The sequence below is a fragment of the Nocardiopsis sp. NPDC050513 genome (assembly GCF_044457925.1).
Classification (GTDB): Bacteria; Actinomycetota; Actinomycetes; order Streptosporangiales; family Streptosporangiaceae; genus Nocardiopsis.
The window spans coordinates 16,729-38,390 of the sequence record NZ_JBITHK010000023.1 but is presented as its reverse complement, the minus strand read 5'-3'; the positions used below and the strand labels follow the sequence as shown (position 1 = coordinate 38,390).

The window sequence follows — 21,662 nt, the reverse complement described above, 5'->3', positions numbered from 1 at the left end:
CGCACACCCGTCACCGGAAAGGGGGTCTACACCCTCCCCGCCCGCCCAACCACAGGGGGGTTAGGGAGGTCCGACTGGTACAGGACCACAGGGGGTGTTGGACAAAGCATCCCTGCCCTGCTCAGCCCCAGGGGGGTTAGGGAGGCCTGACCGGCACAGCACCACAGGGGGTTGCGCAAAGCACCCCTGCCCGCTCAGCCCCAGGGGGGTTGGGCAGAGCGTCCCCCGCGCGCCTGGCCACAGGGGGTTCGAGGGTCACCGTCGCGGGTGCATAACCACAGGGGGCCCGCCGGAAACCCTCCCGGTACAGCACCACAGAGGGTCGGCCGGGCACTCTCCTCGCCCCACCTCACCCCAGGGGCACCGCCGCCAACCCTCCCGCCCACCTCACCCCAATGGATCCGCCGCCAACCCTCCCGGTACAGCACCGCCGGACACCCTCCCGCCCACCTCACCACAGGGGGCCAGGGGCCGCTGCGCGGTTCCGCTCACCATGGGAACGGTTGTGGACAACCAGAGGCCCGGTCGGGGGCGTCCGCCCCGGCCTGGGAGAATCGAGGCATGACGACCATTCCTGTCGAACTTCTGGCGGCCGCGGAGGCGGCGAAGGGGTTCATGCCCACCGACGAAGGCACCGCGCTCTACGAGACCGCGCTCGCCTACGCGCACCTCGGCCCGATCGTGGAGATCGGAACCTACTGCGGAAAGTCCACCGTCTTCCTCGGCGCCGCCGCTCGCCGGACCGGTGGGCGGATTCACACCGTGGACCACCACCGGGGATCCGAGGAACACCAGGTGGGCTGGGAGTATCACGACTCCTCCCTCGTGGACGGGGTCACGGAGAAATTCGACACCCTTCCGCACTTTCGCCGCACGATCACCCAGGCCGGGCTGGACGACGAGGTGATCGCGCACGTCGGGGCGTCGGCCGAGGTCGCCGCCGTGTGGGGCGCCCCGCTCGGGATGCTCTTCATCGACGGCGGTCACAGCGAGGAGGCGGCCCAGACCGACTACGCGTCCTGGAGCCCGCACGTCGCTCCGGGCGGTGCGCTCGTGATCCACGACGTCTTCCCCGACCCCGCGGACGGCGGCCGACCCCCGTACAACATCTACTGCCGGGCCCTGGACTCGGGCGTGTTCAAGGAGGTGCGCGCGGTCGGTTCCATGCGTGTCCTCGAACGTGTGGTGTGACACGCCGCTGAATGTTAAGCCTTCAGTAAGAACTTCGGCCCTGGTCGGCTGACCGGCGGCCGCGCTGTTACGCCCCGGTATCGTGTGGGAGAGGGTTGAGCGAACGTGGCTTTATTCCCCGAGTCACCGCATCAGTCCTGATTCTTACCGAACCGATCCGGGGCACAGGCGCGTCAAATACAGGACGGCACCGTGCCGGACGTGATTTGCCATGGGGGCGGGGAACTGAGCGAGAGCACACACGGCGAGCGCGGGGCGGATGGACAGCGTCCTGAGACCGACACGCCGGAGACGAACACCTCTGCCGAAGAGCTGTCCAACCAGACGACCTCGGAGAGCGGTCTACCCGCCACCGGGGAGGATCAACCCTCCGCGGACGTGGCGGAACCCGAAGCCGGATCCGAGCACGACCCCGGGGTCTTCAAGACCAGCGGGTCCTTCCTGCGTGAGCGCGTCGCCCAGACCCTCCAGGACCAGGGCTTCGGGCCCTCCGGAGACGACGTCCACCCCGACCCCTCGGGCGGCCCGGACGGGGAGGACGCGCCGTCCTCCGCGACGGACGAGAGCGCGGACGAAAGCGACGCGGCCGACACGTCCGGGTCAGAGGAGACCGGGGGCGCCGCCGACGTCGCCGCCGCGGACGAGGCGCGCACGGTGCCCCCGTCGTCCCCCGCGAAGGCTCCGAACCCCGAAAGCGACGCGTCGTCCTCGGAGGAGCCCCCGTCCTCCGACGAGGCCGCGTCCGAGGCAGGGCCCTCCACACGGCCCATCCAGCCGGTGGAGGAGGAGTCGATGTGGCCCTCCCCCCAGCGGATGTCGACCATGGCGTTCCCGCCCCCGGACGCGGCCGCGTCCCAGGCGTCGGGTCAGGCCGAGTCCGGGGCCCCGGGCCAGGGCCCGGGTCAGGCTGAAGGACAGGGGCCGACCGCCGAGGCGGCCGTCGGCGCCGTCGCCACGAAGAACAGGCCCGAGGCGGCGGGCAAGGGGAAGAAGAAGGGCAGGAAGGCTCCGCTGTGGTGGCGGATCCTGCGCGTGTGCCTGGTGCTCGTCGGTGTCGGCGTCATCGCGGGCTGCGGCGTGTTCGCCTACTTCTACTCCACGGTCGAGGTCCCCGACGCGGCCCAGGCCGACGCGGTCGAGCAGGGCTCCACCTTCTACTTCTCCGACGGCGAGACGATGTTCGCCGAGCGCGGCACCCACCGGGAGATCATCTCCTACGACGAGATGACCGCTGGCGGGGAGCACGTCGTCGAGGCCGTCATCTCGGCCGAGGACCGCGGCTTCTGGACAGAACCGGGCGTCTCCGTGCGCGGAACGACGCGTGCGGTCTGGTCGACCATCACCGGCCAACAGGTCCAGGGCGGCTCCACCGTCACCCAGCAGATGGTCCGCAACTACTTCGAGGGCGTCTCCAACGACCGGACGGTCGCGCGGAAGATCCAGGAGATCATCATCGCGATCAAGATCGACCAGAGCGAGACGAAGGAGTGGGTGATGGAGCAGTACCTCAACACCATCTACTTCGGCCGCCAGGCGTACGGGATCCAGGCCGCAGCGGAGGCGTACTACCACAAGGACGTCGACGAGCTCACCCCGGCGGAGGCCGCGTTCCTGGCCGCGGCCATCCAGCAGCCGACGCCCTTCGGCCAGGCGAACGTGGAAACCACGCCCGAGATGGAGCAGCGCTGGCAGTACGTCGTCGACGGCATGGTCACGACCGGGGCGATCACCCAGGCCGAGGCCGACGCGATGGAGTTCCCCGCGCCCGAGCCCGAGCGTCCGAGCGCCGGGGCCGACCTCAGCGGCTACCGGGGCTACATGCTCCAGGAGGCGATGAACGAGCTCGACCGGCTCGGCTTCACCGAGGACATGGTCAACCGGCAGGGCTACCGGATCGTCACCACGTTCGACGAGGACATGATGGAGGCCGCGTACCAGGCGGTCGAGGACACCGTGTCCCAGGACGATCTTCCCGAGGGCGTCAACATCGGCATCAGCACCGTCGACCCGGCGACGGGTGAGGTCGTCGCGTTCTACGGCGGGCACGACTACAACGCGAACCAGTACGACAGCTCGTTCCTGGGCCGGGCCCAGGCCGGGTCGGCGTTCAAGCCGTACGTGCTGGCGACCGCTCTGGAGCAGGGCATCGGTCTGAACACGACGGTGGACGGGCGCGGCCCGCAGACCATCAACGGCACCCGGATCCAGAACGCGGGCAACTCGCCCGGCGGCATCATGTCGCTCACCCAGGCGACGCAGTTCTCCAACAACCTCGGCTACATCGAACTCGCCCAGCGGGTGGGCTTCGAGGAGGTCCGCCAGACCGCCTACGACATGGGCTGGCCCGACGGCAGCATCGGGGACGACCAGCTCGTGCCCGTCATGCCCCTGGGCGCGGCCAGTGTCCGGCCCGTCGACCAGGCCAGCGGGTACGGGACGTTCGCCAACGGCGGTGTGCACGTCGAGGCGCACGTCGTCCGGGAGATCGTCAACACCGACGGCGAGAACGAGCGGCCGGAGCCGGAGAGCAGCCGGGCCCTGTCGGAGTCCACCGCGGCGGACGTCACCTACGCCCTGCAGCAGGTGGTCAACAGCGGCACCGGTACGGCCGCCAACCTGTGGGACCATCCCACGGCGGGTAAGACGGGCACCACCAACGGCAGCGTCGCGGCCTGGTTCGTGGGCTACACGCCCCAGCTGTCGACGTCCGTCGGCGTGTACAACGAGAACAACCAGAGCTTCAGCATCCCCGGCCAGAGCATCTCCGGCGGCGGCATGCCCGCGCAGCTCTGGAACCGGTACATGTCCGCGGCGATGGAGGGCTACGAGCCGGGGAGCTTCCCGAGCCCGGAGTTCGCCGGCAGCAACGAGAACTGGGCGCCCGTGGTCACGCCCGAGGCCCCCGACACGCCGGTCGAGGACACGCCGACCATCCCGGAGGCGCCGGAGGTTCCGGAGGCGCCGGAGATTCCGGTCGATCCCGTCGAGCCGGATCCGGGGTTCCCGGGTGATCCGGAGGAGCCGGGCGAGCCCGGCACGGGTGACCCCGGTGAACCGGAGGAGCCGGGCGGTCCGATCTTCCCGCCGGGCCGCGGCGAGGACGAATAGGCAGGGCCCCGCACCGCCGTCGCGGCGGTGCGGGGCCCTTGTCCGTGCCGGGGGCCGCGCCGCGGAGGCGTCTCTACGCGCCGTCCCAGGTGTGCAGGAAGACGCGCGACCCGTCGGTCGTTCCGGTCAGGGCGTCCACCGCGAGGACGACCGCCGCCGACGTCCACGTGCTGCGTTCGACCGGCCAGCGCACGTCCTCGGCGAACTGGTAACCGGTCCAGTAGGCGCCGTCCTCGGCGTCCCGCAGGTGCTGTATGTCGGCCAGGACGCGGGTCCCCGCCTCGCGTTCTCCCATGGCCGCCAGGGCCAGGACGAGTTCGGAGGACTCCGCGGCGGTCACCCACGGCTGGTCGCTCACGCACCGCACCCCGAGACCGGGGACGACGAACCGGTCCCACCGGTCCTGGAGGCGCTCCTTGGCGGCCACTCCGCGCACGGCGCCGCTGAGGATCGGGTAGAACCAGTCCATCGAGAACCGGCTCCGGTCCGCGAACAGGTCCTCGCGGTCGTTGATGAGCGTCTCCAACCGGTCGGCGGCCGCCGACCAGGCCGGGCGCTCGCGTCCCAGCCGGGCGCCCAGGGCGGCGCCGCAGCGCAGGGCGTGGTGGACGCTCGAACACACCGTGAGCAGCGCGTGGTCGCCCGGGGAGCCGTCCTCCGAGCGCGCCCACAGGATCTCCCCGTGTTCGCCGCGCAGACCGAGTACGAACTCCAACCCGCTCTCCACCACCGGCCAGGTCCGTTCGGCGAACGCCGCGTCGCCGGTGACCAGCAGGTGGTGGAGGAGTCCGACCGCCGGGTAGGCGGCGTGGTTGGCCTCGCGCAGGTCCGTGACGGGCGCGCCCTGGCGGAACTTGGCGGACCAGCCTCCGCCCGGATGGCGGCTCTCCGCCAGCCACAGGTAGGCGCGGCGGGCCGCCTCGGCGTGCGCGGGCACGGAGCGTCCGGTCACGGTCAGCGCCATGGCGCACTCGACGTGGTCCCACACGTCGGTGTGGCCGCCGGGGAACCAGGGGATCGCGCCGTCCGGCTCCTGCGCGCGCGCCAGGTAGGCGGCCGAGCGCAGGACCTGGTCGGCGGTCAGGACCTCGGGCAGGGCGGGTGCGGCTCCCATCACGGCTTGCGCACGTACACGACGACGCTCTTGCCGATGACCGGGTTGAGCAGGCGCTCGGCGACGCGGGTCACCTTCGGGGCCTGGAGCATGTCCCAGACCAGCAGGTCGTGGTAGGCCTTGGCCGCCGGGTGGCCGTCGTTGGACGTGCCCACGGCGCACTTGATCCACCAGTAGGGCGAGTGCAGGGCGTGCGCGCGGTGGTGCGGCCCGATCTCGAACCCGGTGGCCTTGAGCTTGGCCTCCAGTTCGGCGCGCGTGTAGATGCGGATGTGGCCGCCCTCGTTGGTGTGGTACTCCTCCGAGAGCGCCCAGCACAGCCGCTCGGGCAGGAAGCTCGGCACGGTGACCGCGGCGATCCCGCCGGGCCGCAGCACCCGGAAGAGCTCCTTCATGGCGGCCGTGTCGTGGGGGATGTGCTCGAAGATCTCCGCGGCCACGACCCGGTCGAAGCTGGCGTCCTCGAAGGGCATGTCGAGGGCGTCGCCCTTGACCGTCTCCGCCGTGGCCTCCTCGGGCGCCTCACCCTCGGCTCGCATGGCGGCGAACATCGTCTCGACCTCGGCCAGGTCGCTGACGTTCTGGTCGAAGGCGACGACGTCGGCGCCGCGCCGGTAGACCTCGAAGGCGTGGCGGCCGCCGCCGCAGCCCAGGTCGAGGACGCGCTGGCCCGGACCGACGGGGAACAGGTTGAAGTCGACGGTGATCAGTGGAGGCTCCCTACAGGTGTGATGCGCGGTCAGGCGCGGTTCGCGCGGGTCCCTGGCCAGAACCCCGGACGGCGTCGATGGTGGAGGCGTAGCGCTGGGCCGTGAGTTCGGCGACGGCCCGCCACGTGAACCGCTCCTGGACCCGCCGCCAGGCGGCGGCGCCCATGCGGGCGCGTTCGGCGTCGTCGTCCAGGAGGGCGGCGAGCTCGCTCGCCAGGACCTCGGGGTCGCCCGGGGGGACGAGCCGCCCGGCGTCGCCGTCGGTGCCGACGACCTCGGGCAGGGCTCCGGCCCGGCTGGCGACCAGGGGGGTGCCGCAGGCCATGGCCTCGACGGCGGGCAGGGAGAAGCCCTCGTAGAAGGAGGGCACGACGGCCACCTGGGCGCTGGCGATGAGTTCGGCGAGAGCGGCGTCGTCGATGCCGCTGACGAACTCGACGCGGTCGCGCAGGCTCAGCTCGTCGACGAGGCGGTCGGTGGGGCCCCCGGGCTTGGGTTTGCTGACGATGGTCAGGCGCACATCGCGTTCGGTGGCGAGTTTGGCGGCGGCGCGCAGGAGGGTGGCCACGCCCTTGAGGGGGCTGTCGGCGCTGGCGGTGCACACGATGCGGCCGGGTACGCGCTCGGTGCCGGGGCGCGGGTGGAAGGAGCGGGTGTCCACACCGAGCGGTGTGACCTCCATGGCGGCCGGGTCGACGCCGAACTCGCGCGCGATGTCGTCCGCGGAGGAGCGGGAGGGGACGAGGATCGGGTCGAGCCTGCGCGCCACCTTGGCCTGCATGGCGACGAACCCGTACCAGCGGCGCTTGGAGAGCCTCTGGAGGCCGCGCGCCTCGGCGAGTTCGATCCGGCGGTCGACGCTGATGGGGTGGTGGATGGTGGTGACCAGCGGGAGTCCGGCGGCCTTGATGCCGAGCAGTCCCCAGCCGAGGGTCTGGTTGTCGTGGACGACGTCGAAGTCGGCGAGGCGCCGGCGCAGCTCGCGGTTGGCGCGCAGGGAGAAGGTGAGCGGTTCGGGGAAGCCCGCGGTCCACATGGTGGCGACCTCCAGGACGTCGATCCAGTCGCGCCACTCGCGCACGGGCGGCGCGGTGAACGGGTCGGCGTCGTTGTAGAGGTCGAGGGAGGGGACCGGTTCCAGGGTGACGCCCTCGTCCAGGACGGGGTAGGGCTGGCCGGAGAACACGGTCACCTCGTGCCCGAGGGCGGCCAGCTCGCGGGACAGGTGGCGCACGTAGACGCCCTGGCCGCCGCAGTGCTCCTTGCTGCGGTAGGAGAGCAGCGCGACGCGGAGGGGGCGGTCGCCGGACGGGTGCGGGACCGGTCCCGTGCTGGTGCCCGACTGGGTCAAGGGTCCACCTCTTCGTTGGGTCGCGGGCCCGGTCGCCGCCGCGCCGTCGGACGGCCGCGGACGGTGGGCGTCCCGGTTGGGCGCGCGCGTTCGCCGGTGAACAGGCGCCTCATATGTTACTCGGGAGTTTTGTGCGGATCGGCGTCGGGCTGGTTGGTAAGGGATCCTATGCGCGGCTTGCCCGGTCGGTGACGGCGACCCATCGGGGCTGGTCGTCGGGGCCGGTCCGGGCGGCGCGACCGCGTTCCTCCAGGGTGCGCAGGTGGGCGGCGGTCTCGGAGGCGGCCATGTGGCGGGCCAGGAGGCGCATGTCCGCCCAGGGGCGCTTCCAGCGCAGACGCGAGGTGAGCTCCCACAGGGTGGCGGGACCCGCGTCGAGGAGGCGGGCCATCGCGTCGAGGCGCTCCTCGTGGTGGGCGACGATGCGCGCGGTGCGGTCGGCCAGCCCGGTGAAGCGGGTCTCGTGTGAGGGAAGGCACAGCAGGCGGTCGGCGTCGGGGAGGGCGCCGACCGCCCGCTGGGAGGCGAGGAAGGCGCCGAGCGGGTCGCCGGTGGGGGAGTGGAGGGGGAACTGGCCCACGTGCGGGGTGATGCCGGGCAGGACGTGGTCGCCGGTGAAGAGGACGTCGCCGTCGGCCAGGCGCAGGCACAGGTGTCCGGGCGTGTGGCCGGGGGTCCACAGGACGCGTAGGTCGCGGCCGGGCAGGTCGACGGTGGCGCCGTCGTGCAGGGCGAGGTCGGGGACGGCGGAGGGGGCGATGACGTGGGGGGCGGCTCCGAAGGCGGGGCCTGGCGACAAAATAGAACAAATTCTACAAATGTGGTCGGGCGATCCGAAAACCATCCCCATGTCCTCGTATTGCTACCGCCACGTCGGGCAATGAGGCGAGGATCATGGGTTCGAAGCGCTGCGCGAGCGGGAAATCTTTGGATAACGTGTTCTCGGCCGGAGCCCCCGGTGGGCGCCGGCTCGGACGAACGGCTCTCGGTGCCGCGGCGGGTGGGCTGCGCGCGGACCGATGACGAATGGGAGACCCTGTGGCGGTGCAGGCGCCGAGCGGAACCTTGTCGCGAAGTCAGACCCAGCGCCGCAAGCGCATCGTACAGACCGCGGCGGCCCTGGCCGTGCGCGGCGGCGTGGACGCCATGCAGATGCGTTCGGTGGCCGAGCGGGCCGGGGTCGCCCTCGGCACGCTCTACCGGTACTTCCCCTCCAAGATGGACCTCGTCGTCGCGGTGGTCACCGAGGAGCTCGACCTGCTGGAGGGCGGCATCGTCCGCCGTCCGCCCACCGCGGAGACCCCCGCCGGCCGCGCGGTCGACGTGCTGCTGCGCGCCACCCGGGGGCTGATGCGCGAGCCCGAGCTGGCCGACGCGCTCGTCCGCTCGCTCATTATGGCCGAGGTCAAGGTCGAACTGGACACGCGCATCTCCGACCTGGTGTGGCGGGTCGCCACGGGGAACCTGGAGGGTGCCGCGCCCGACGGGACCGAGGACGCCGGCACCGGGGCGCTCGTCGACCGCGACGACGCGGGCTACGTCCTGGTCGGTTCGCTGACGAGCGTGTGGATCTTCGAGCTGGTGGAGATCCTCAAGGGCCGCCGGGACGTCGACGAGGTCGAGCGGCGCCTGCACACCGCCGCCGAGCACCTGCTCGCCTCCTTCTGAGCCCGAGCGCCCGGCGCGCCTCAGCCGCCGCCGAAGAGGAACCCCAGCAGTCCGTCGAGGAAGCCGCCGCCGGACCCCTCGTCCTCGGGACCGGCCCCCGCGTCCTCCTCCGCGCTCTGGGGACCGTCCGCATTCTCCCCCTCGTCCGGCGAGGGGGAACTCGGCGCGTCCGAGGGTGAGGCCGGGGGCGTCGGCGCCGGGGAGACGGCGCCGGGCTCACCCTGCTCACCGTGTCCCTCCGCCGACTCCTGCGGGGCGTGCTCCGAGGACTCCGCGTCCTGTTGCTGGTGGTGTTCGGTGCGGGGATGGTGCGGCTGGTCGCCGTCCTGCCCCGTCGCCTCGGCCGCCGGTCTGCCGTCCGAGGACGTGGAGGCCGCCTCCACGTCCTGGGCCAGGGGGGTGCGTTCGGCCTGGCGCGTGTCGGTGCCGATGATCGTGGACGGTGCGCCCAGGGCGCTGGCCCACCACCACAGCACGACCGCCAGCACCACGGTGACCACTCCGGACACGGCGGGCAGCGACCAGCGCCGGGCGGAGGAACCGTCGGCGGCGTCCTCCGCGGTGGCGGCACGGGGCCCGGGGAGCGGGGTGGTCGGTTCGGTGCGCAGGGGGTGGTCGCGGGTGGTCACCCGGTCCCGGGGCAGCGCGCGGGGCGGCCGTTCGGCCGTCGGCGCCGGGGGCTCCGGCTCGGGCTCCTCCGGGGCGCCGCCGATGCGCGCGCGGTGCACCGGGTAGCCGTCGCTGGTGAGGGGGCGCGCCGCCGCGGCGATCCGCTCGCGCGCCTCGGAGCGGTCGGGGTCGACGCAGGTGCGCACGACCTGGTCGCGCAGACCGGGCGGCGGCCCCGGCGGGCGGAGCAGGGCCAGGGCGAAGGAGACCTCCTGGACCCGGGTGCGCCACGCGGCGGCGGGGGACTCGTGCGCGTCGGCGCGGTCCTCGTCGAGGTCGGCCAGGCCGTCGGCGGCGCGGCGGATCGCGGATCGGGACAGTTCCGCGCACAGTTGGGTGTCCAGGCCCAGGATCCGGGCGATCGCGGAGACCGGCAGTGCGTGGCGCAGGTTGAGTTCGACCAGTTCGCGGTGGCTGGACGGGAGCCGGGAGAACATCCGGGCCACGGGCTCCTCGGCGGGGACGGTGGCCAGCCGGGCGTAGGGGCAGGTGAGCGCGAAGCCGCGGCGTTGGCAGGCCGAGCGGACCAGGGCGTAGAGCCAGGGGCCCCGGTCGCCGTCGTCGGCGAGTTCGGCGGACAGGACCAGCCCGGCCACCAGCCCGTCGTGGACCGCCTCGGCGACGCGGTCGGCCGTGTCCCGGTCGGCGCTTCCGCGAGCCGGGTCGGCGGCACGCCGGGGATCGGCCCCGCCGCCCAGCAGGGACCAGGCGTACCGGTACAGGGCCGGTGCGAAGGCGTCGTAGAGCCGCTCGACCGCCTCCGGGGTCGGTTCGTCGCGTTCTGTGCGTCTGGTCACGATTCTCCCCCCGCTCCACCCGTGACGGTAGCGGGGGCTGGCGCACGGCGCGGGCGTTTCGGTGACGTTGGCCGCGAAGGTGAGGGTTCTGTTATCACGAACGGCACCGGCCCGACGCGTGGTCGGGCCGGTGCCGTGGGGCACGGGGCTACTCGCCGCCGCGCGACGGGGAGCCGATGGCGATCATCCGCTCGACCGAGCGGCGGGCGCGCGCGGAGGTGTCGGCGTCGACGGTGATCTCGGTCGTGCCGTGGCGCAGCGAGCCGAGCAGCTTGTCGGCGTCGATCATCTTCATGTAGTGGCACTCGGCGCGCGAGTTGACCGGCTCGAACCGCGTGGTCGGGTTGGCGTTGCGCAGCTGGTGCAGCATGCCGGTCTCGGTGGCGATGAGCACCTTCTTCGCGGTGGTGTTCTCCGCGGCGGTGAGCATGCCGCCGGTGGAGAGCACCTTGACGCGGTCCTCGGGAACGGCGCCGCTGCCCACGAGGTAGAGGGCGGAGGTGGCGCAGCCGCACTCGGGGTGGACGTAGACCTCGGCGTCGGGTTCGGCGGCGACCCGTTCGCGCAGGGTGTGGCCGTCGATCCCGGCGTGCACGTGGCACTCGCCCATCCACACGTGGATGTTGTCCCGGCCGGTGACGCGCTTGACGTGGGCGCCCAGGAACTGGTCGGGGAGGAAGAGGACCTCCTGGTCCTCGGGGATGGACCGGATGACGTCCGCGGCGTTGGACGAGGTGCAGCAGATGTCGGTCTCGGCCTTGACCGCCGCGGTGGTGTTGACGTAGGCGACGACGACCGCGCCGGGGTGCTCGGCCTTCCACGCGCGCACGTCCTCGGCGGTGATGGTGTCGGCGAGGGAGCACCCGGCGTTGGGGTCGGGGAGCAGGATCGTCTTCTCGGGGGCGAGGATCTTCGCGGTCTCGGCCATGAAGTGCACGCCACAGAAGACAATGGTGCTGGCGTCGACGCTCGCGGCCAGGCGGGAGAGGGCCAGGGAGTCGCCGGTGTGGTGGGCCACGTCCTGGATTTCCGGGCGCTGGTAGTTGTGCGCGAGGATGACGGCGTCACGTTCGTCCGCCAGGCGGCGGACCTCGGCGGCCCATTCCTGCCTGGTCATGGTGTCCGCCGTGGCGGTGACCGATGCCATGTCGTACTACTTCCTTGAGGCTGTGGGCACGTCGTACGGGCTCCGTGCCGGTGGTGGCCGGTGCTGGTCGACAGGTTTTAGCCTGTCAGGCACAAACCTGGTTCAGCTTAACATGGCGTGGAACGGAAGGGACAGGGTGGACATCCCTCAAGTAAACGGACAGACCATGGCACGTGGTGCGGATGGGTTTGAACCACTCGCGGCGCACGAGGCGCTGGCCGTCGTCCTCCAGATTCGCGCCGGGGAGCTGTGCGTCCTTCTGTGGCGGCGGGCGCTGCCGCCGTGCGAGGGGGAGTGGTCGCTGCCCGGCGGCAGGCTGGGGCCGGGCGAGAGCCTGGGCGCCTCCATCCGGCGCCAGCTCGCGCAGAAGGTGGACGTGCGGGACCTGGCCCACCTCGAACAGCTGGAGACCCGCAGCGACCCCGGGCGCCACCCCGACCGCCGCACGCTGGCCACCGCCTACCTCGGCCTGGTGCCCGCGCACATCGACCCCGTGGTGCCCGACGACACCGGCTGGCACCCCGCCGCCGACCTGCCGACGATGGCCTTCGACCACGCCGCCATCGTCCACTCCGGACGGCTGCGGCTGCGCGCCAAACTGGGCTACACCAACGTCGGCTTCGCCCTGGCGCCGCCCGAGTTCACGATGTCGGAGCTGTCCGGCTACTACCGCGCCGCGCTCGGCTACGACGTGGCCGCCACCAACCTGCGCAGGGTCCTGCTGCGCCGCGGCCAGATCGAGGAGACCGGCCGCTCCGTGCCCTCCGGCCGCTCCGGCGGGCGTCCCGCCGCGCTGTTCCGGTTCCGCGCCCGGGAGTTGGAGATCACCGACGCCTTCGCGGTGCTGCGGCCGCCCGAACGCGGCTGACGCTCCTCCGGCGCCGCCCGGACCTGCTCGGGCACGCCTTGTACACTCCCTCTTCGTGGCAATTCGTACTGTGGTGTTCGACGTCGGAGAGACGCTGGTCGACGAGACGCGGATCTTCGCGCGCTGGGCCGACCGCCTCGGCATCCCGCACATGGCGTTCTTCGGCACCATCGGCGGGGTCATCGCCTCCGGCGGCACCCTCACCGACGCGTTCCGGCTCGTCGTGCCCGGGTTCGACCTCGCGGCGGAGAGCGCGCGCTGGCGGGCCGAGGACCCCGGCGGCGAACGCGAGCACTTCGGCGAGAAGGACCTGTACCCCGACGTGCGCCCCGCCTTCGCCGCCATGCGCGGGGCCGGGCTGTCCCTGGTGATCGCCGGGAACCAGCCCCCCGAGGCCGGACCGGCGCTGGCCGCCATGGACCTGGGCGTGGACGGCATCGGGATCTCCGACGACTGGGGCGTGAGCAAGCCCGACGCTGCCTTCTTCGACCGCGTCCTCACGCTCGCCGGCGCCGCCCGCCCCGGGATCGCCGCGGGCGAGATCCTCTACGTCGGGGACCGAGTCGACAACGACGTCCTGCCCGCCCGCGACGCGGGGATGCGCGCCGCCCTGCTCCGCCGGGGCCTGTACGGGTACCGGCACGCCGCCGACCCGGACGCGGGGCGGGCCGACACGGTCGTGGACGACCTCCACCAGCTCACTTCCTGGATCGCCGCCCAGGACTGAGCGGCCGGGCATTCCCGTGTGCGGCGTCGGACATCTCACGTCGTACACATGTCCGTCTCGGCGCGGTGTGTCACCCGTTTGATCTACCTTCGCGTGGGTAGCGTGCCATTCTGCGCACGCCTCCCACCACAGTCCGCCCCCGAAGGGAGGCAGCCCGGCCGATGATCACGTTCGAGGGCGCCAGCAAGCACTACCCGGACGGCACGGTCGCCGTCGCGGACCTCGACCTGACCGTCGAGGCCGGGGCGACCACCGTCTTCGTCGGACCGTCCGGCAGCGGAAAGACCACGTCGCTGCGGATGATCAACCGGATGGTCGAGCCCACCGGCGGCACCGTCCGCCTCGACGGCAGGGACGTCCGCGACCAGGACCCCGCCGTGCTGCGCCGGTCGATCGGCTACGTCATCCAACAGGCCGGCCTCTTCCCGCACCGCACCGTCCTGGACAACATCGCCACCGTGCCCCTCCTCCTGGGCTGGCGCAGGGCCAGGGCGCGGGCGCGCGCCGCCGAGCTGATGGAACTCGTCGGCCTCGAACCGTCCCAGGCGCGGCGCTACCCGCACCAGCTCTCCGGCGGACAGCAGCAGCGCGTGGGGGTCGCCCGCGCCCTGGCCGCCGACCCGCCCGTCCTGCTCATGGACGAGCCGTTCAGCGCCGTCGACCCCGTCGTGCGGGCCACCCTCCAGGACGAGCTGCTGCGCCTCCAGCAGGAGCTGCACAAGACCATCGTGTTCGTCACGCACGACATCGACGAGGCCGTCCGGCTCGGCGACCGCATCGCCGTGTTCCGGCCCGGCGGCGTGCTCGCGCAGTACGACGCGCCCGAACGCCTGCTCGCCGAGCCGGTGGACGCGTTCGTGGAGTCGTTCATCGGCTACGACCGGGGCGTGCGCCGACTGTCGTTCTTCCCGGCCCGCGCGCTGTCCCCGCGCGAGGACACCGTGTTCGACGACCAGACCCGGGCCGGGGACGCGCGGGAGATCGCCGCGGGCCACGGCATCCCGTGGGTGCTGGTGGTCAGCGCCGACCGCATGCCCCTGGGGTGGGCGGACGCCGCGCAGCTCGCCCGGGTGCCGTCGGGCGTCCCGCTCGGCGGGCTCGACCTGGCTCCCTACGGTCACACGTTCAACGTGGGCGCCGACTCGCTGCGCGCCGCCCTGGACGCCGCGGTGCTCTCACCGGCGGGGCGGGCCGTGGGCGTGGACGACGACGGGCGCGTGGTCGGCGTGGTCTCCCAGGACGACCTCGGCGCCGCGCTGTGGTCGGTGGCCGAGTGAGCGCGGCCGAGACGGCGCACGCGTCGGTCGCGGCCTGGGACTGGGTCACGCGCGTCGCCGAGTGGGGGGTGGACAACTGGAGCCACCCGGGCGACCCCGACCGCGGCATCCGGCCGCGCCTGGTCCAGCACATGCGGCTGTCCTACCTGTCCATCGGCATCGGACTGGCGTTGGCACTGCCGCTGGGTCTGGCGTGCGCGCGTTGGAGGCGCCTGTACCCGCCGGTGCTGACCGGCGTGAACGTGCTCTACGCCGTGCCCTCGATCGCGCTGTTCTTCCTCATGCTCCCCTACACCGGGTTCAGCGACTGGACGGCGGTCATCCCGCTGGCGTTGTACACGCTGGTCATCCTGCTGCCCAACGTCGTCGACGGGCTGCGGCAGGTGCCCGACCACGTGCGCCAGGCCGCCGTGGCGATGGGCTTCGGTCCGCTGCGCCGCCTGGTGTCCGTCGAGACCCCGGTGGCCGTCCCGGTGATCATCGCCGGGCTGCGCGTGGCCTCGGTGGCCACCATCAGCATGGTCAGCGTCGCCTCCCTCGTCGGCCTCGGCGGTCTGGGACAGCTGATCCTCACCGACGGGTTCCGGCGCCAGTTCGACGCGCCCATCGTCATCGGCATCCTGCTGACGGTCGCGCTCGCGCTGGTCACGGACGCCCTGCTGGTCCTGGCGCAGCGCCGGCTCACCCCGTGGGCACGCCGGGACCGGACGCGCACCCGGCGCGTCCGGACGGTCGCCGCGGCGACGGAGGAGGGGCGGCCATGGAGATCCTGACCGACCTCTGCCTGTGGTTCGCCGACCCCGCCCAGTGGTCCGGCGACGCCGGGATCCCGGCGCGGCTGGGCGAGCACGTGTACTACTCGGTGCTCGCGCTCGTGCTGTCCAGTCTCGTCGCGGTGCCGCTGGGCCTGCTCACCGGTCACACCGGCGTGGGCGGGTTCGCCACCACCAGCCTGGCCAACTTCGCCCGTGCCCTGCCCACCATCGGCGTGCTCTTCCTCGTCGTGCTGTTCGCGGGGATCGGCCTGGTCCCGGTGGTCTGCGCCCTCGTGGCGCTGGCCGTGCCGCCGATCCTGGTCAACACCCACGAGGGCGTGCGCGGGGTCGAGCCGCGTCTGAGGGACGCCGCCCTGGGGATGGGCATGCGCGGACGGGAGGTGCTGCTGGGCCTCGAACTCCCGGTGGCCGCCCCGCTCATCCTCATCGGCATGCGCACCGCCGCCGTGCAGGTGGTGGCGACCGCCACCATCGCCGCCTACGTCGGCGTGGGCGGCCTGGGGCGGTACATCGTGGACGGACAGGCCCGCCAGGACCTGACGATGATGCTGGGCGGTTCCGTGCTCGTGGTGGCCCTGGCCGTGGCCACCACCCTCCTGTTCGCCGGGTTGCGGAGGCTGCTCGTCGCACCCGGACTGCGCGCCGAGACGGCGTCGGCGCGCTGAGGCGCACACCGTGAGAGAGAAGGTTGGGACATGCGGAACAGAATCGCCCTCGTCGGGCTCCCGCTGGCGCTGCTGCTGAGCGCGTGCGGTGCGAGCGACCCCTATGAGGAGGGCGGCTCCGGAGGGGAGGGCGGCGGCGCCGTCGTGGTCGGGTCGGCCGACTTCCCGGAGAGCCAGCTCCTGGCGGAGATCTACGGACGGGCCATGGAGGCCGCCGGGGTCGAGGTCGAGTACCAGCTCGGCATCGGTAGCCGCGAGGTGTACTACTCGCAGATCGAGTCCGGCAACCTGGCCGTCTTCCCCGAGTACAACGGAGCCATCCTCGCCTACCTCGACGAGGACGCTCCCAGCGGCTCCAGCGAGGAGACCAACGCGCTGCTGGAGGAGGCGCTGCCCGAGGGGCTGGAGATCCTGGACTCCTCGGCCGCCGAGAACAAGGACTCGGTGACCGTCACCCGGGAGACCGCCGACGAGTACGGCCTGACCAGCCTTGCGGACCTGGCGGAGGTGTCCGGGGAGATGGTGCTCGGCGGGCCGCCGGAGTTCGAGACGCGCCAGCAGGGCGTGGTCGGGCTGGCCGAGACGTACGGTGTGGAGTTCGCGTCCTTCCGGTCCGTGGACGTGGCCCTGCTGACCCAGGCGCTGTCGGACGGGGACGTGCAGGCCGCGAACCTGTTCACCACCGACCCGCAGATCGCCGCGAACGGGTTCGTCGTCCTGGAGGACCCGGAGAACCTGTTCGGCGCGCAGAACGTCACGCCGCTGGTCAACTCCGACCAGGTCGGTCCGGAGGCGCGCGAGGCGCTGGACGCGGTGTCCGCGGCGCTGACCACCGAGTCGCTCACCGCGCTCAACGAACGGGTGATCGTCGACAACGAGAACGCGGCCGACGTCGCCCAGGAGTGGCTGGCCGAGGAGGGCCTCGCCGGGTAGCGGCCGCCGCCGCACGGGGACGGCCGCGCACGGAGGGAGTCCGTGCGCGGCCGTCACGCGTTCCCGGAGGGCGCCGGGCGCTACAGCCCCTCGCCGTGGACGGATCCGGGCGTGCCGCCGGTGGTCGGGTAGGCGCCGGTCGCGCTCCTGTCCTGCCACGCGTCGAAGGAGAGCTGCCAGTAGCCCCAGCCGTTGTACCACTCGACCTCGCGGTCGGTGCCGGTGGTCTCCAGGACGTCGCCCGTCAGGGTGTTCTCGTACAGCCAGCGCGCGTCCTCCATGCGGAGGTTGGTGCAGCCGTTGGAGGTGTTGGCGCTGCCGATGTCGGAGTTGCGGGACGCCTCGTGCAGGTACTCGCCCGAGTTCGTCGTGCGGATGGCGTACCGGACCGTGGTGTTGTAGCCGGGCATGTCCTCGGGCATGTCCGTGGTGGAGGAGTCCATGGTCACGGTCTCGGCCCGTTCCATCAGGACGTGGGTGCCGCTGGTCGTGGTGTCGAACCGCACGGTGGAGGCGCCGTTGCTGACCGGGATGACGCGCTCCTGCTCGCCGTCGGCGGTGACGACGAGTTCGTGGTCGGGCACGTGCATCGTGAGGATCCGCTCGGGGCCGATCCCGAACGCGAGGCGGTAGTTCTTGACGCCGTACACGCCGTCGGAAGCCTCCACCCCGGCCAGACGCATGTTCACGGTGACGTCCTGGTGGGGCTCCCAGTACTCCTCGGGCCGGAAGACCGCCGTGGTGTCGTCGTCGAGCCAGCCCCACGCGCCGGTGACGCCCTGGTCGGAGACGACCTCCATGGCGCTCTCCACCTGGGCCTTGTTGGTGACCGGCAGGTCGAACCGCACGACGATCGGCATCCCCACGCCGACCGTGTCGCCGCCGCGGGGACTGTTCGTCGTCAGTTCCAGGCGCTGCCCGGCGACGGCGGGCGCGGTCGTGAACCCGGTCGTCTCCTCGGTGGTCCCACCCGACCCGTCCTCCACGGTGGCGGTGACGACCACCTCCGCGCCGGGGCGCAGGGTCCAGTCGCTGATCCACTCGGTGGCGTCGTCGTTGAGCGACCCCGTCATCGCGTAGAGGTCGCCTCCCCGCGCCTCCTCCCCGTCCGGCAGGCTCGCCTCGTCGGCCACGGTCTGCTCGACGCGCACGTCGGTGATCTCATCGCCCTCGGCGGTCACGCGGACGGGGGTGTTCGGCGCGACCCGCGCGGCGCCCGCCTCCGGGGTGATGCTCACCTCGACGGACCCGGACGCGTCGTTCCGGGTCTGCGCCTCTCCGGAGGCCGTGCAGGCGGTCGCGGCGAGGGCGACCGCCGCCAACCCGATGCCGAGTCCGCGGGCCCCGCCGCGTGGTTCCTTGCCGCCACGTGTGAACCTCCATGCCGTCCGTTGACCATCCACTGGATGGGATGCACGGAGACGCACTAGGTTCGGAGGCCCATCGAATCCACACGGTGCGCCGACGCGGTCAGGTCAGCGAGTGGTAGCGGCCCGACCAGCGGGCCAGTGCCGGACCCCGGCCCGCGACCCGCGGAAGTCCGACGACGTCGGCGAAGTAGACCACGTGGTCGCCGACCGGGACCCGGAGGCGGACCGAGCACTCCAGCGCGGCCAGCGCCTCGTCCAGGACCAGAGCGCGGGTGCGCTCGCCCCGGTGGTGGGGCTGGTCCGTGACCATCAGGCGCGCACTGGGGCGCCCCTCGGCGGAGAACCGCCCGGCCAGGGCGCGCTGGCCGGCGCCGAGGACGCTCACCGCGAACGCGCCGACCTCCTCGATCACCTCGGCCATGTACCCGTCCGCGTGTACGCTCACCGAGACGATCGGCGGGTCGGCGGACACGGACCCGAAGGCGCTGACCGTCGCGCCGACGTCGTCGCGGCCGTCGGCGACGGTCACCACGGTCACGCCGGTCGGCAACAGCGCCATCGCGTCCAGGAACGGCCCGGTCAACGAATGTCCCAACCGTCGGCCATCGACAGCGGACCCGTCACGGGCAGCCCCATCGCCAGGGCGGCGTCGGTCAGCGCCCCCCACGGGCTCAGCGTGCTCTGCGGCTGCGCGGAGGCCAGGTCGTCGCTGGACTCGTGCGGGCGGAACCGGTCCAGGGGGTGCGTGCGCGGGAAGGCGCGCAGGGGCAGCGGCCCGGCGTCGGCCTTCTCCCGTGCCAGGCGCACCGCGGTCGCCAGTCCGCCCAGTTCGTCCACGAGCCCGCGCTCGTGGGCGTCGCGGCCGGTCCACACGCGGCCCCGGGCCACCTCGTGCACCTGCTCGCGGGTCATGCCGCGCGCCTGGGCGACCTTGCCGACGAAGTCGTCGTAGATCTCGTCCAGCAGGGCGTTGACCCGCTCCCACTCGGACTCGGTGAACGGGTGGGTGGTGTCGAACATGCCCGCGTGCTCGCCGCTGCTCACCGCGTCCGTGGTCACCCCGAACCGCTCCATGAGGGCGCCGAACACCGGCTTGCCGGTGATCACGCCGATCGACCCGGTGATCGTGCCGGGCTGGGCGACGACGGCGTCCGCGCCCAGGGCCACGTAGTAGCCGCCCGACCCGGCGATGTCGCCCATGGCGGCGATCACGGGGATGCCCGCCTCGCTGGTGAGCCGGCTCTCGCGGCGGATCGCGTCGGAGGCGGTCGGGGAGCCGCCCCGGCTGTCCACCCGGAAGACCACGGCCTTGACCTGCGGGTCGCGGCGGGCGGCGCGGAAGGCGGCGGTGACGGTGTCGGAGCCCATGATCGAGCCGCCGCCCAGCGGCGAGCGGCGCGACCTGCCCAGGGTGATCGCTCCGTGGCCGGTGATCAGCGCGATGTAGCCGGGGCCGTCGCCGAGGGCGGGCTTGGGCATGGGCGTGTGCTTGCGGTGGTAGCGGGCCACGTACTGCAGTTCGGGGTCCCCGCCCTTGGGGTGCTCGGCGCGCACCCGCTCCGTGAGCTCCTCGTACACCTCGTCGCGGTAGGCCAGCGCGTCGACCAGCCCGGCGTCGAGAGCCTCGCGGGGCATGAGCGGCCCGCGGGAGACGAACGCGCGGACCTTGTCCTCGGTCAGGCCGCGCGCCTCGGCGACGGCCTCGGTGATCTGGTCGCTGAGCGAGGTGACGATGCGGTCGGTGGCCTCGCGGTGCGCCTCGGTGAACCCGGTCTCGGTGACGCCGTTGAGGGCGTTCTTGTACTCGTGGCGCTTGCCGACCTCGTAGGTGACGTCGAGCTTGTCGATGGCGCCCTTGACGAAGGTGCTGCGGATGATCAGGCCGGTCAGCCCGAGGACGCCGGTCGGGGACATCACCACGCGGGAGAAGGCGCACGCCAGGTAGTAGGGAAGGTTGCCCGAGCCCAGCTCGCCGAAGGAGTCGGCCCAGGCGACCGCGGTCTTGCCCGAGGCGCGGAAGTCGGCGACGGCGTCGCGCAGTTCCTGGGTCCTGGCGAAGCCGAGCGGGCGGCCGTCGATGCGGACGATCAGCGCGGCGACCTTCGGGTCGCGCGCGCCGCGCCGGATTCCCTCGACGACGTCGAGGAAGTGCTGCCGACGGCGGTTCATGATCTGGCTGATCGGGTCTCCGGGGGTCTCGTCGGCGACCCCCTCGGTCAGGTCCAACTCCAGCACCAGCGGCCCGTGCGGGCCAGGGCGGAGGCGGGAGAGGGACAAGGGCTCCGTGATCTTCGCGAGGTCCACCATGGACCCAGCCTAACGGCCGGTGCGCGGAGCGGTCCCGTGCCGGTGTGAGGGGGCGGGGCGCCGGGCGGGCGGAGCCGGTGCGGTCGTCGCCCGGCCTGGGCGGGAGCCGGGGGGTCCGTCCGACGGGCGGGAACGCCGCCGGGGCCGTGCCGGGCCGTCGCGCGGCAGGGTACGCGTCCGCCGAATATGCCCTAGGGTCGTGGTTGTTCTGAGCACGGGACGCATGGCTGAGAGGGACGAGGCATGGCGGGCACGAACGACGGGGCCGGTCGACGGCGGCGCACACCCGCCGCGCGCACCGGCGCGGGAGTCGCCGCGGCCGCCGCGGCGCTGACGGTGCTGGCCGCCTGTTCCGGTGGCGGCGGCGGTGACGGCGAGCCGGAGATGGCGCTCGGGGACAGCGGTCTCATGGAGGGCGTCGCACCCCCCGGCCCCGAGGGTTTCACCCCGGTGGAGGTCGCGGGCATCGCGATCAACGCCCCGGACGGCTGGGACGTCCAGAACGAGGGCGACTCGCTGTGCATGACCCCGCCCGGCCAGGCCGCGTGCGCCTACGGCTCGGTCCGGCTCGTCGCCCGGGCGGCGGCGAACCAGCCCCAGGGCTGGCCCCTGGAGGGAGAGGCCTACCGGGAGGACGAGGGCTGGGCGCCCGCCCCCGACGACTGCCGCAGCCTGAACACCGCCGCCTCGGGCAACATCGGGGTGGAGAGCTCCGCGCTCAGCGAGTCCGGGTTCTTCGAGGACCACGCGGACGGCCTGACCTCGCACCAGGCGCTGTGGGACGTCACCTGCGTCAACGACGAGACCTTCCAGGTGCGCATGTGGTTCCTGCCGATCAGCGACGTGCTGCTGTACGTCTGGTCGGTGGACGCCCAGTACGAGGAGGTCTACACCCAGATCGCCGCGTCGATGGACACCTCCGGGTACCGGGACTGAGCCGTGGCCGCCGGGTCCGTCCGGGGCCGTTCACCCGATGGGTGCCCG

General features: G+C 72.6%; 18 protein-coding genes and 1 pseudogene. 10 read left to right on the top strand and 9 right to left on the bottom strand.

What is annotated here, in order from left to right; translation table 11 throughout:
• Positions 1-561: 561 nt before the first annotated feature.
• Positions 562-1,191, top strand: coding sequence for a class I SAM-dependent methyltransferase (locus ACIBFB_RS26455; protein WP_397234724.1), 630 nt, complete (start codon positions 562-564; stop codon positions 1,189-1,191).
• 192 nt (positions 1,192-1,383) lie between these two features.
• A complete protein-coding gene (locus ACIBFB_RS26450) occupies positions 1,384-4,299 on the top strand; it encodes a transglycosylase domain-containing protein (RefSeq protein WP_397234722.1) in 2,916 nt (971 codons plus the stop codon).
• A gap of 73 nt (positions 4,300-4,372) precedes the next feature.
• Here ACIBFB_RS26450 and ACIBFB_RS26445 read toward each other — a convergent pair whose 3' ends face one another.
• The 4 genes and pseudogenes from ACIBFB_RS26445 to ACIBFB_RS26430 all read right to left on the bottom strand — a co-directional run.
• Entirely contained in the window at positions 4,373-5,413 is a 1,041-nt protein-coding gene (locus ACIBFB_RS26445) for a prenyltransferase (protein WP_397234720.1), read from the bottom strand.
• Positions 5,413-6,123, bottom strand: a complete 711-nt coding sequence (locus ACIBFB_RS26440) for a methyltransferase domain-containing protein (RefSeq protein WP_397234730.1) — start codon at positions 6,121-6,123, stop codon at positions 5,413-5,415. Before ACIBFB_RS26440 ends, ACIBFB_RS26445 begins: the two co-directional genes overlap by 1 nt.
• Before the next feature lie 10 nt (positions 6,124-6,133).
• Positions 6,134-7,474, bottom strand: coding sequence for a glycosyltransferase family 4 protein (locus ACIBFB_RS26435; protein ID WP_397234718.1), 1,341 nt, complete (start codon positions 7,472-7,474; stop codon positions 6,134-6,136).
• A 166-nt stretch (positions 7,475-7,640) separates the two neighbouring features.
• Positions 7,641-8,258: pseudogene (locus tag ACIBFB_RS26430) on the bottom strand (MBL fold metallo-hydrolase); the annotation flags it as partial.
• A gap of 254 nt (positions 8,259-8,512) precedes the next feature.
• On the opposite strand from ACIBFB_RS26430, the gene ACIBFB_RS26425 reads away from it, so the two are divergent.
• A complete protein-coding gene (locus ACIBFB_RS26425) occupies positions 8,513-9,142 on the top strand; it encodes a TetR family transcriptional regulator (protein WP_397234728.1) in 630 nt (209 codons plus the stop codon).
• Positions 9,143-9,162: 20 nt separating this feature from the next.
• Here ACIBFB_RS26425 and ACIBFB_RS26420 read toward each other — a convergent pair whose 3' ends face one another.
• The gene (locus ACIBFB_RS26420) at positions 9,163-10,608 is read right to left on the bottom strand and encodes an RNA polymerase sigma factor (RefSeq protein ID WP_397234716.1); all 1,446 of its coding nucleotides are present in this window, start codon (positions 10,606-10,608) and stop codon (positions 9,163-9,165) included.
• A 148-nt stretch (positions 10,609-10,756) separates the two neighbouring features.
• A complete protein-coding gene (gene nadA, locus ACIBFB_RS26415) occupies positions 10,757-11,755 on the bottom strand; it encodes a quinolinate synthase NadA (RefSeq protein ID WP_397234714.1) in 999 nt (332 codons plus the stop codon).
• A gap of 166 nt (positions 11,756-11,921) precedes the next feature.
• Here nadA and ACIBFB_RS26410 point away from each other — a divergent pair, with 166 nt between their 5' ends.
• From ACIBFB_RS26410 to ACIBFB_RS26385, 6 genes are all read left to right on the top strand, one after another.
• Positions 11,922-12,623, top strand: a complete 702-nt coding sequence (locus ACIBFB_RS26410) for an NUDIX hydrolase (protein ID WP_397234712.1) — start codon at positions 11,922-11,924, stop codon at positions 12,621-12,623.
• Between the two features lie 55 nt (positions 12,624-12,678).
• A complete protein-coding gene (locus ACIBFB_RS26405) occupies positions 12,679-13,350 on the top strand; it encodes an HAD family hydrolase (protein ID WP_397234710.1) in 672 nt (223 codons plus the stop codon).
• Positions 13,351-13,511: 161 nt separating this feature from the next.
• Positions 13,512-14,627 carry an ABC transporter ATP-binding protein gene (locus tag ACIBFB_RS26400; RefSeq protein WP_397234708.1) on the top strand — a complete coding sequence of 372 codons (1,116 nt, stop codon included), beginning with the start codon at positions 13,512-13,514 and terminating at the stop codon, positions 14,625-14,627.
• The gene (locus tag ACIBFB_RS26395) at positions 14,624-15,400 is read left to right on the top strand and encodes an ABC transporter permease (protein WP_397234706.1); all 777 of its coding nucleotides are present in this window, start codon (positions 14,624-14,626) and stop codon (positions 15,398-15,400) included. The genes ACIBFB_RS26400 and ACIBFB_RS26395 overlap by 4 nt, the downstream gene beginning before the upstream one ends.
• A complete protein-coding gene (locus ACIBFB_RS26390; RefSeq protein WP_397234704.1) occupies positions 15,388-16,068 on the top strand; it encodes an ABC transporter permease in 681 nt (226 codons plus the stop codon). Before ACIBFB_RS26395 ends, ACIBFB_RS26390 begins: the two co-directional genes overlap by 13 nt.
• 30 nt (positions 16,069-16,098) lie before the next feature.
• Positions 16,099-17,001, top strand: a complete 903-nt coding sequence (locus ACIBFB_RS26385) for an ABC transporter substrate-binding protein (protein WP_397234702.1) — start codon at positions 16,099-16,101, stop codon at positions 16,999-17,001.
• Between the two features lie 80 nt (positions 17,002-17,081).
• Here ACIBFB_RS26385 and ACIBFB_RS26380 read toward each other — a convergent pair whose 3' ends face one another.
• The 3 genes from ACIBFB_RS26380 to sppA form a co-directional block, all read right to left on the bottom strand.
• A complete protein-coding gene (locus ACIBFB_RS26380) occupies positions 17,082-18,323 on the bottom strand; it encodes an Ig-like domain-containing protein (RefSeq protein WP_397234700.1) in 1,242 nt (413 codons plus the stop codon).
• A 148-nt stretch (positions 18,324-18,471) separates the two neighbouring features.
• Entirely contained in the window at positions 18,472-18,930 is a 459-nt protein-coding gene (locus ACIBFB_RS26375) for a flavin reductase family protein (protein WP_397234726.1), read from the bottom strand.
• Positions 18,931-18,950: 20 nt separating this feature from the next.
• Positions 18,951-20,678: a signal peptide peptidase SppA gene (gene sppA / locus ACIBFB_RS26370; RefSeq protein WP_397234698.1), complete on the bottom strand. Its 1,728-nt coding sequence runs from the start codon at positions 20,676-20,678 to the stop codon at positions 18,951-18,953.
• A gap of 243 nt (positions 20,679-20,921) precedes the next feature.
• Between sppA and ACIBFB_RS26365 the strand changes: the two genes are divergently transcribed.
• Positions 20,922-21,614 carry a hypothetical protein gene (locus tag ACIBFB_RS26365; protein WP_397234696.1) on the top strand — a complete coding sequence of 231 codons (693 nt, stop codon included), beginning with the start codon at positions 20,922-20,924 and terminating at the stop codon, positions 21,612-21,614.
• The last annotated feature ends 48 nt before the right edge of the window (positions 21,615-21,662 follow it).

Excerpts from the sequence above, each read along its gene's own strand:
- ACIBFB_RS26455 (WP_397234724.1), top strand. The coding sequence starts at position 562 with ATGACGACCATTCCTGTCGAACTTCTGGCGGCCGCGGAGGCGGCGAAG.
- ACIBFB_RS26445 (WP_397234720.1), bottom strand. The coding sequence starts at position 5,413 with ATGGGAGCCGCACCCGCCCTGCCCGAGGTCCTGACCGCCGACCAGGTC.
- nadA (WP_397234714.1), bottom strand. The coding sequence starts at position 11,755 with ATGGCATCGGTCACCGCCACGGCGGACACCATGACCAGGCAGGAATGG.
- ACIBFB_RS26410 (WP_397234712.1), top strand. The coding sequence starts at position 11,922 with ATGGCACGTGGTGCGGATGGGTTTGAACCACTCGCGGCGCACGAGGCG.
- ACIBFB_RS26400 (WP_397234708.1), top strand. The coding sequence starts at position 13,512 with ATGATCACGTTCGAGGGCGCCAGCAAGCACTACCCGGACGGCACGGTC.
- ACIBFB_RS26390 (WP_397234704.1), top strand. The coding sequence starts at position 15,388 with ATGGAGATCCTGACCGACCTCTGCCTGTGGTTCGCCGACCCCGCCCAG.
- ACIBFB_RS26385 (WP_397234702.1), top strand. The coding sequence starts at position 16,099 with ATGCGGAACAGAATCGCCCTCGTCGGGCTCCCGCTGGCGCTGCTGCTG.
- ACIBFB_RS26375 (WP_397234726.1), bottom strand. The coding sequence starts at position 18,930 with ATGGCGCTGTTGCCGACCGGCGTGACCGTGGTGACCGTCGCCGACGGC.
- sppA (WP_397234698.1), bottom strand. The coding sequence starts at position 20,678 with ATGGTGGACCTCGCGAAGATCACGGAGCCCTTGTCCCTCTCCCGCCTC.
- ACIBFB_RS26365 (WP_397234696.1), top strand. The coding sequence starts at position 20,922 with ATGGCGGGCACGAACGACGGGGCCGGTCGACGGCGGCGCACACCCGCC.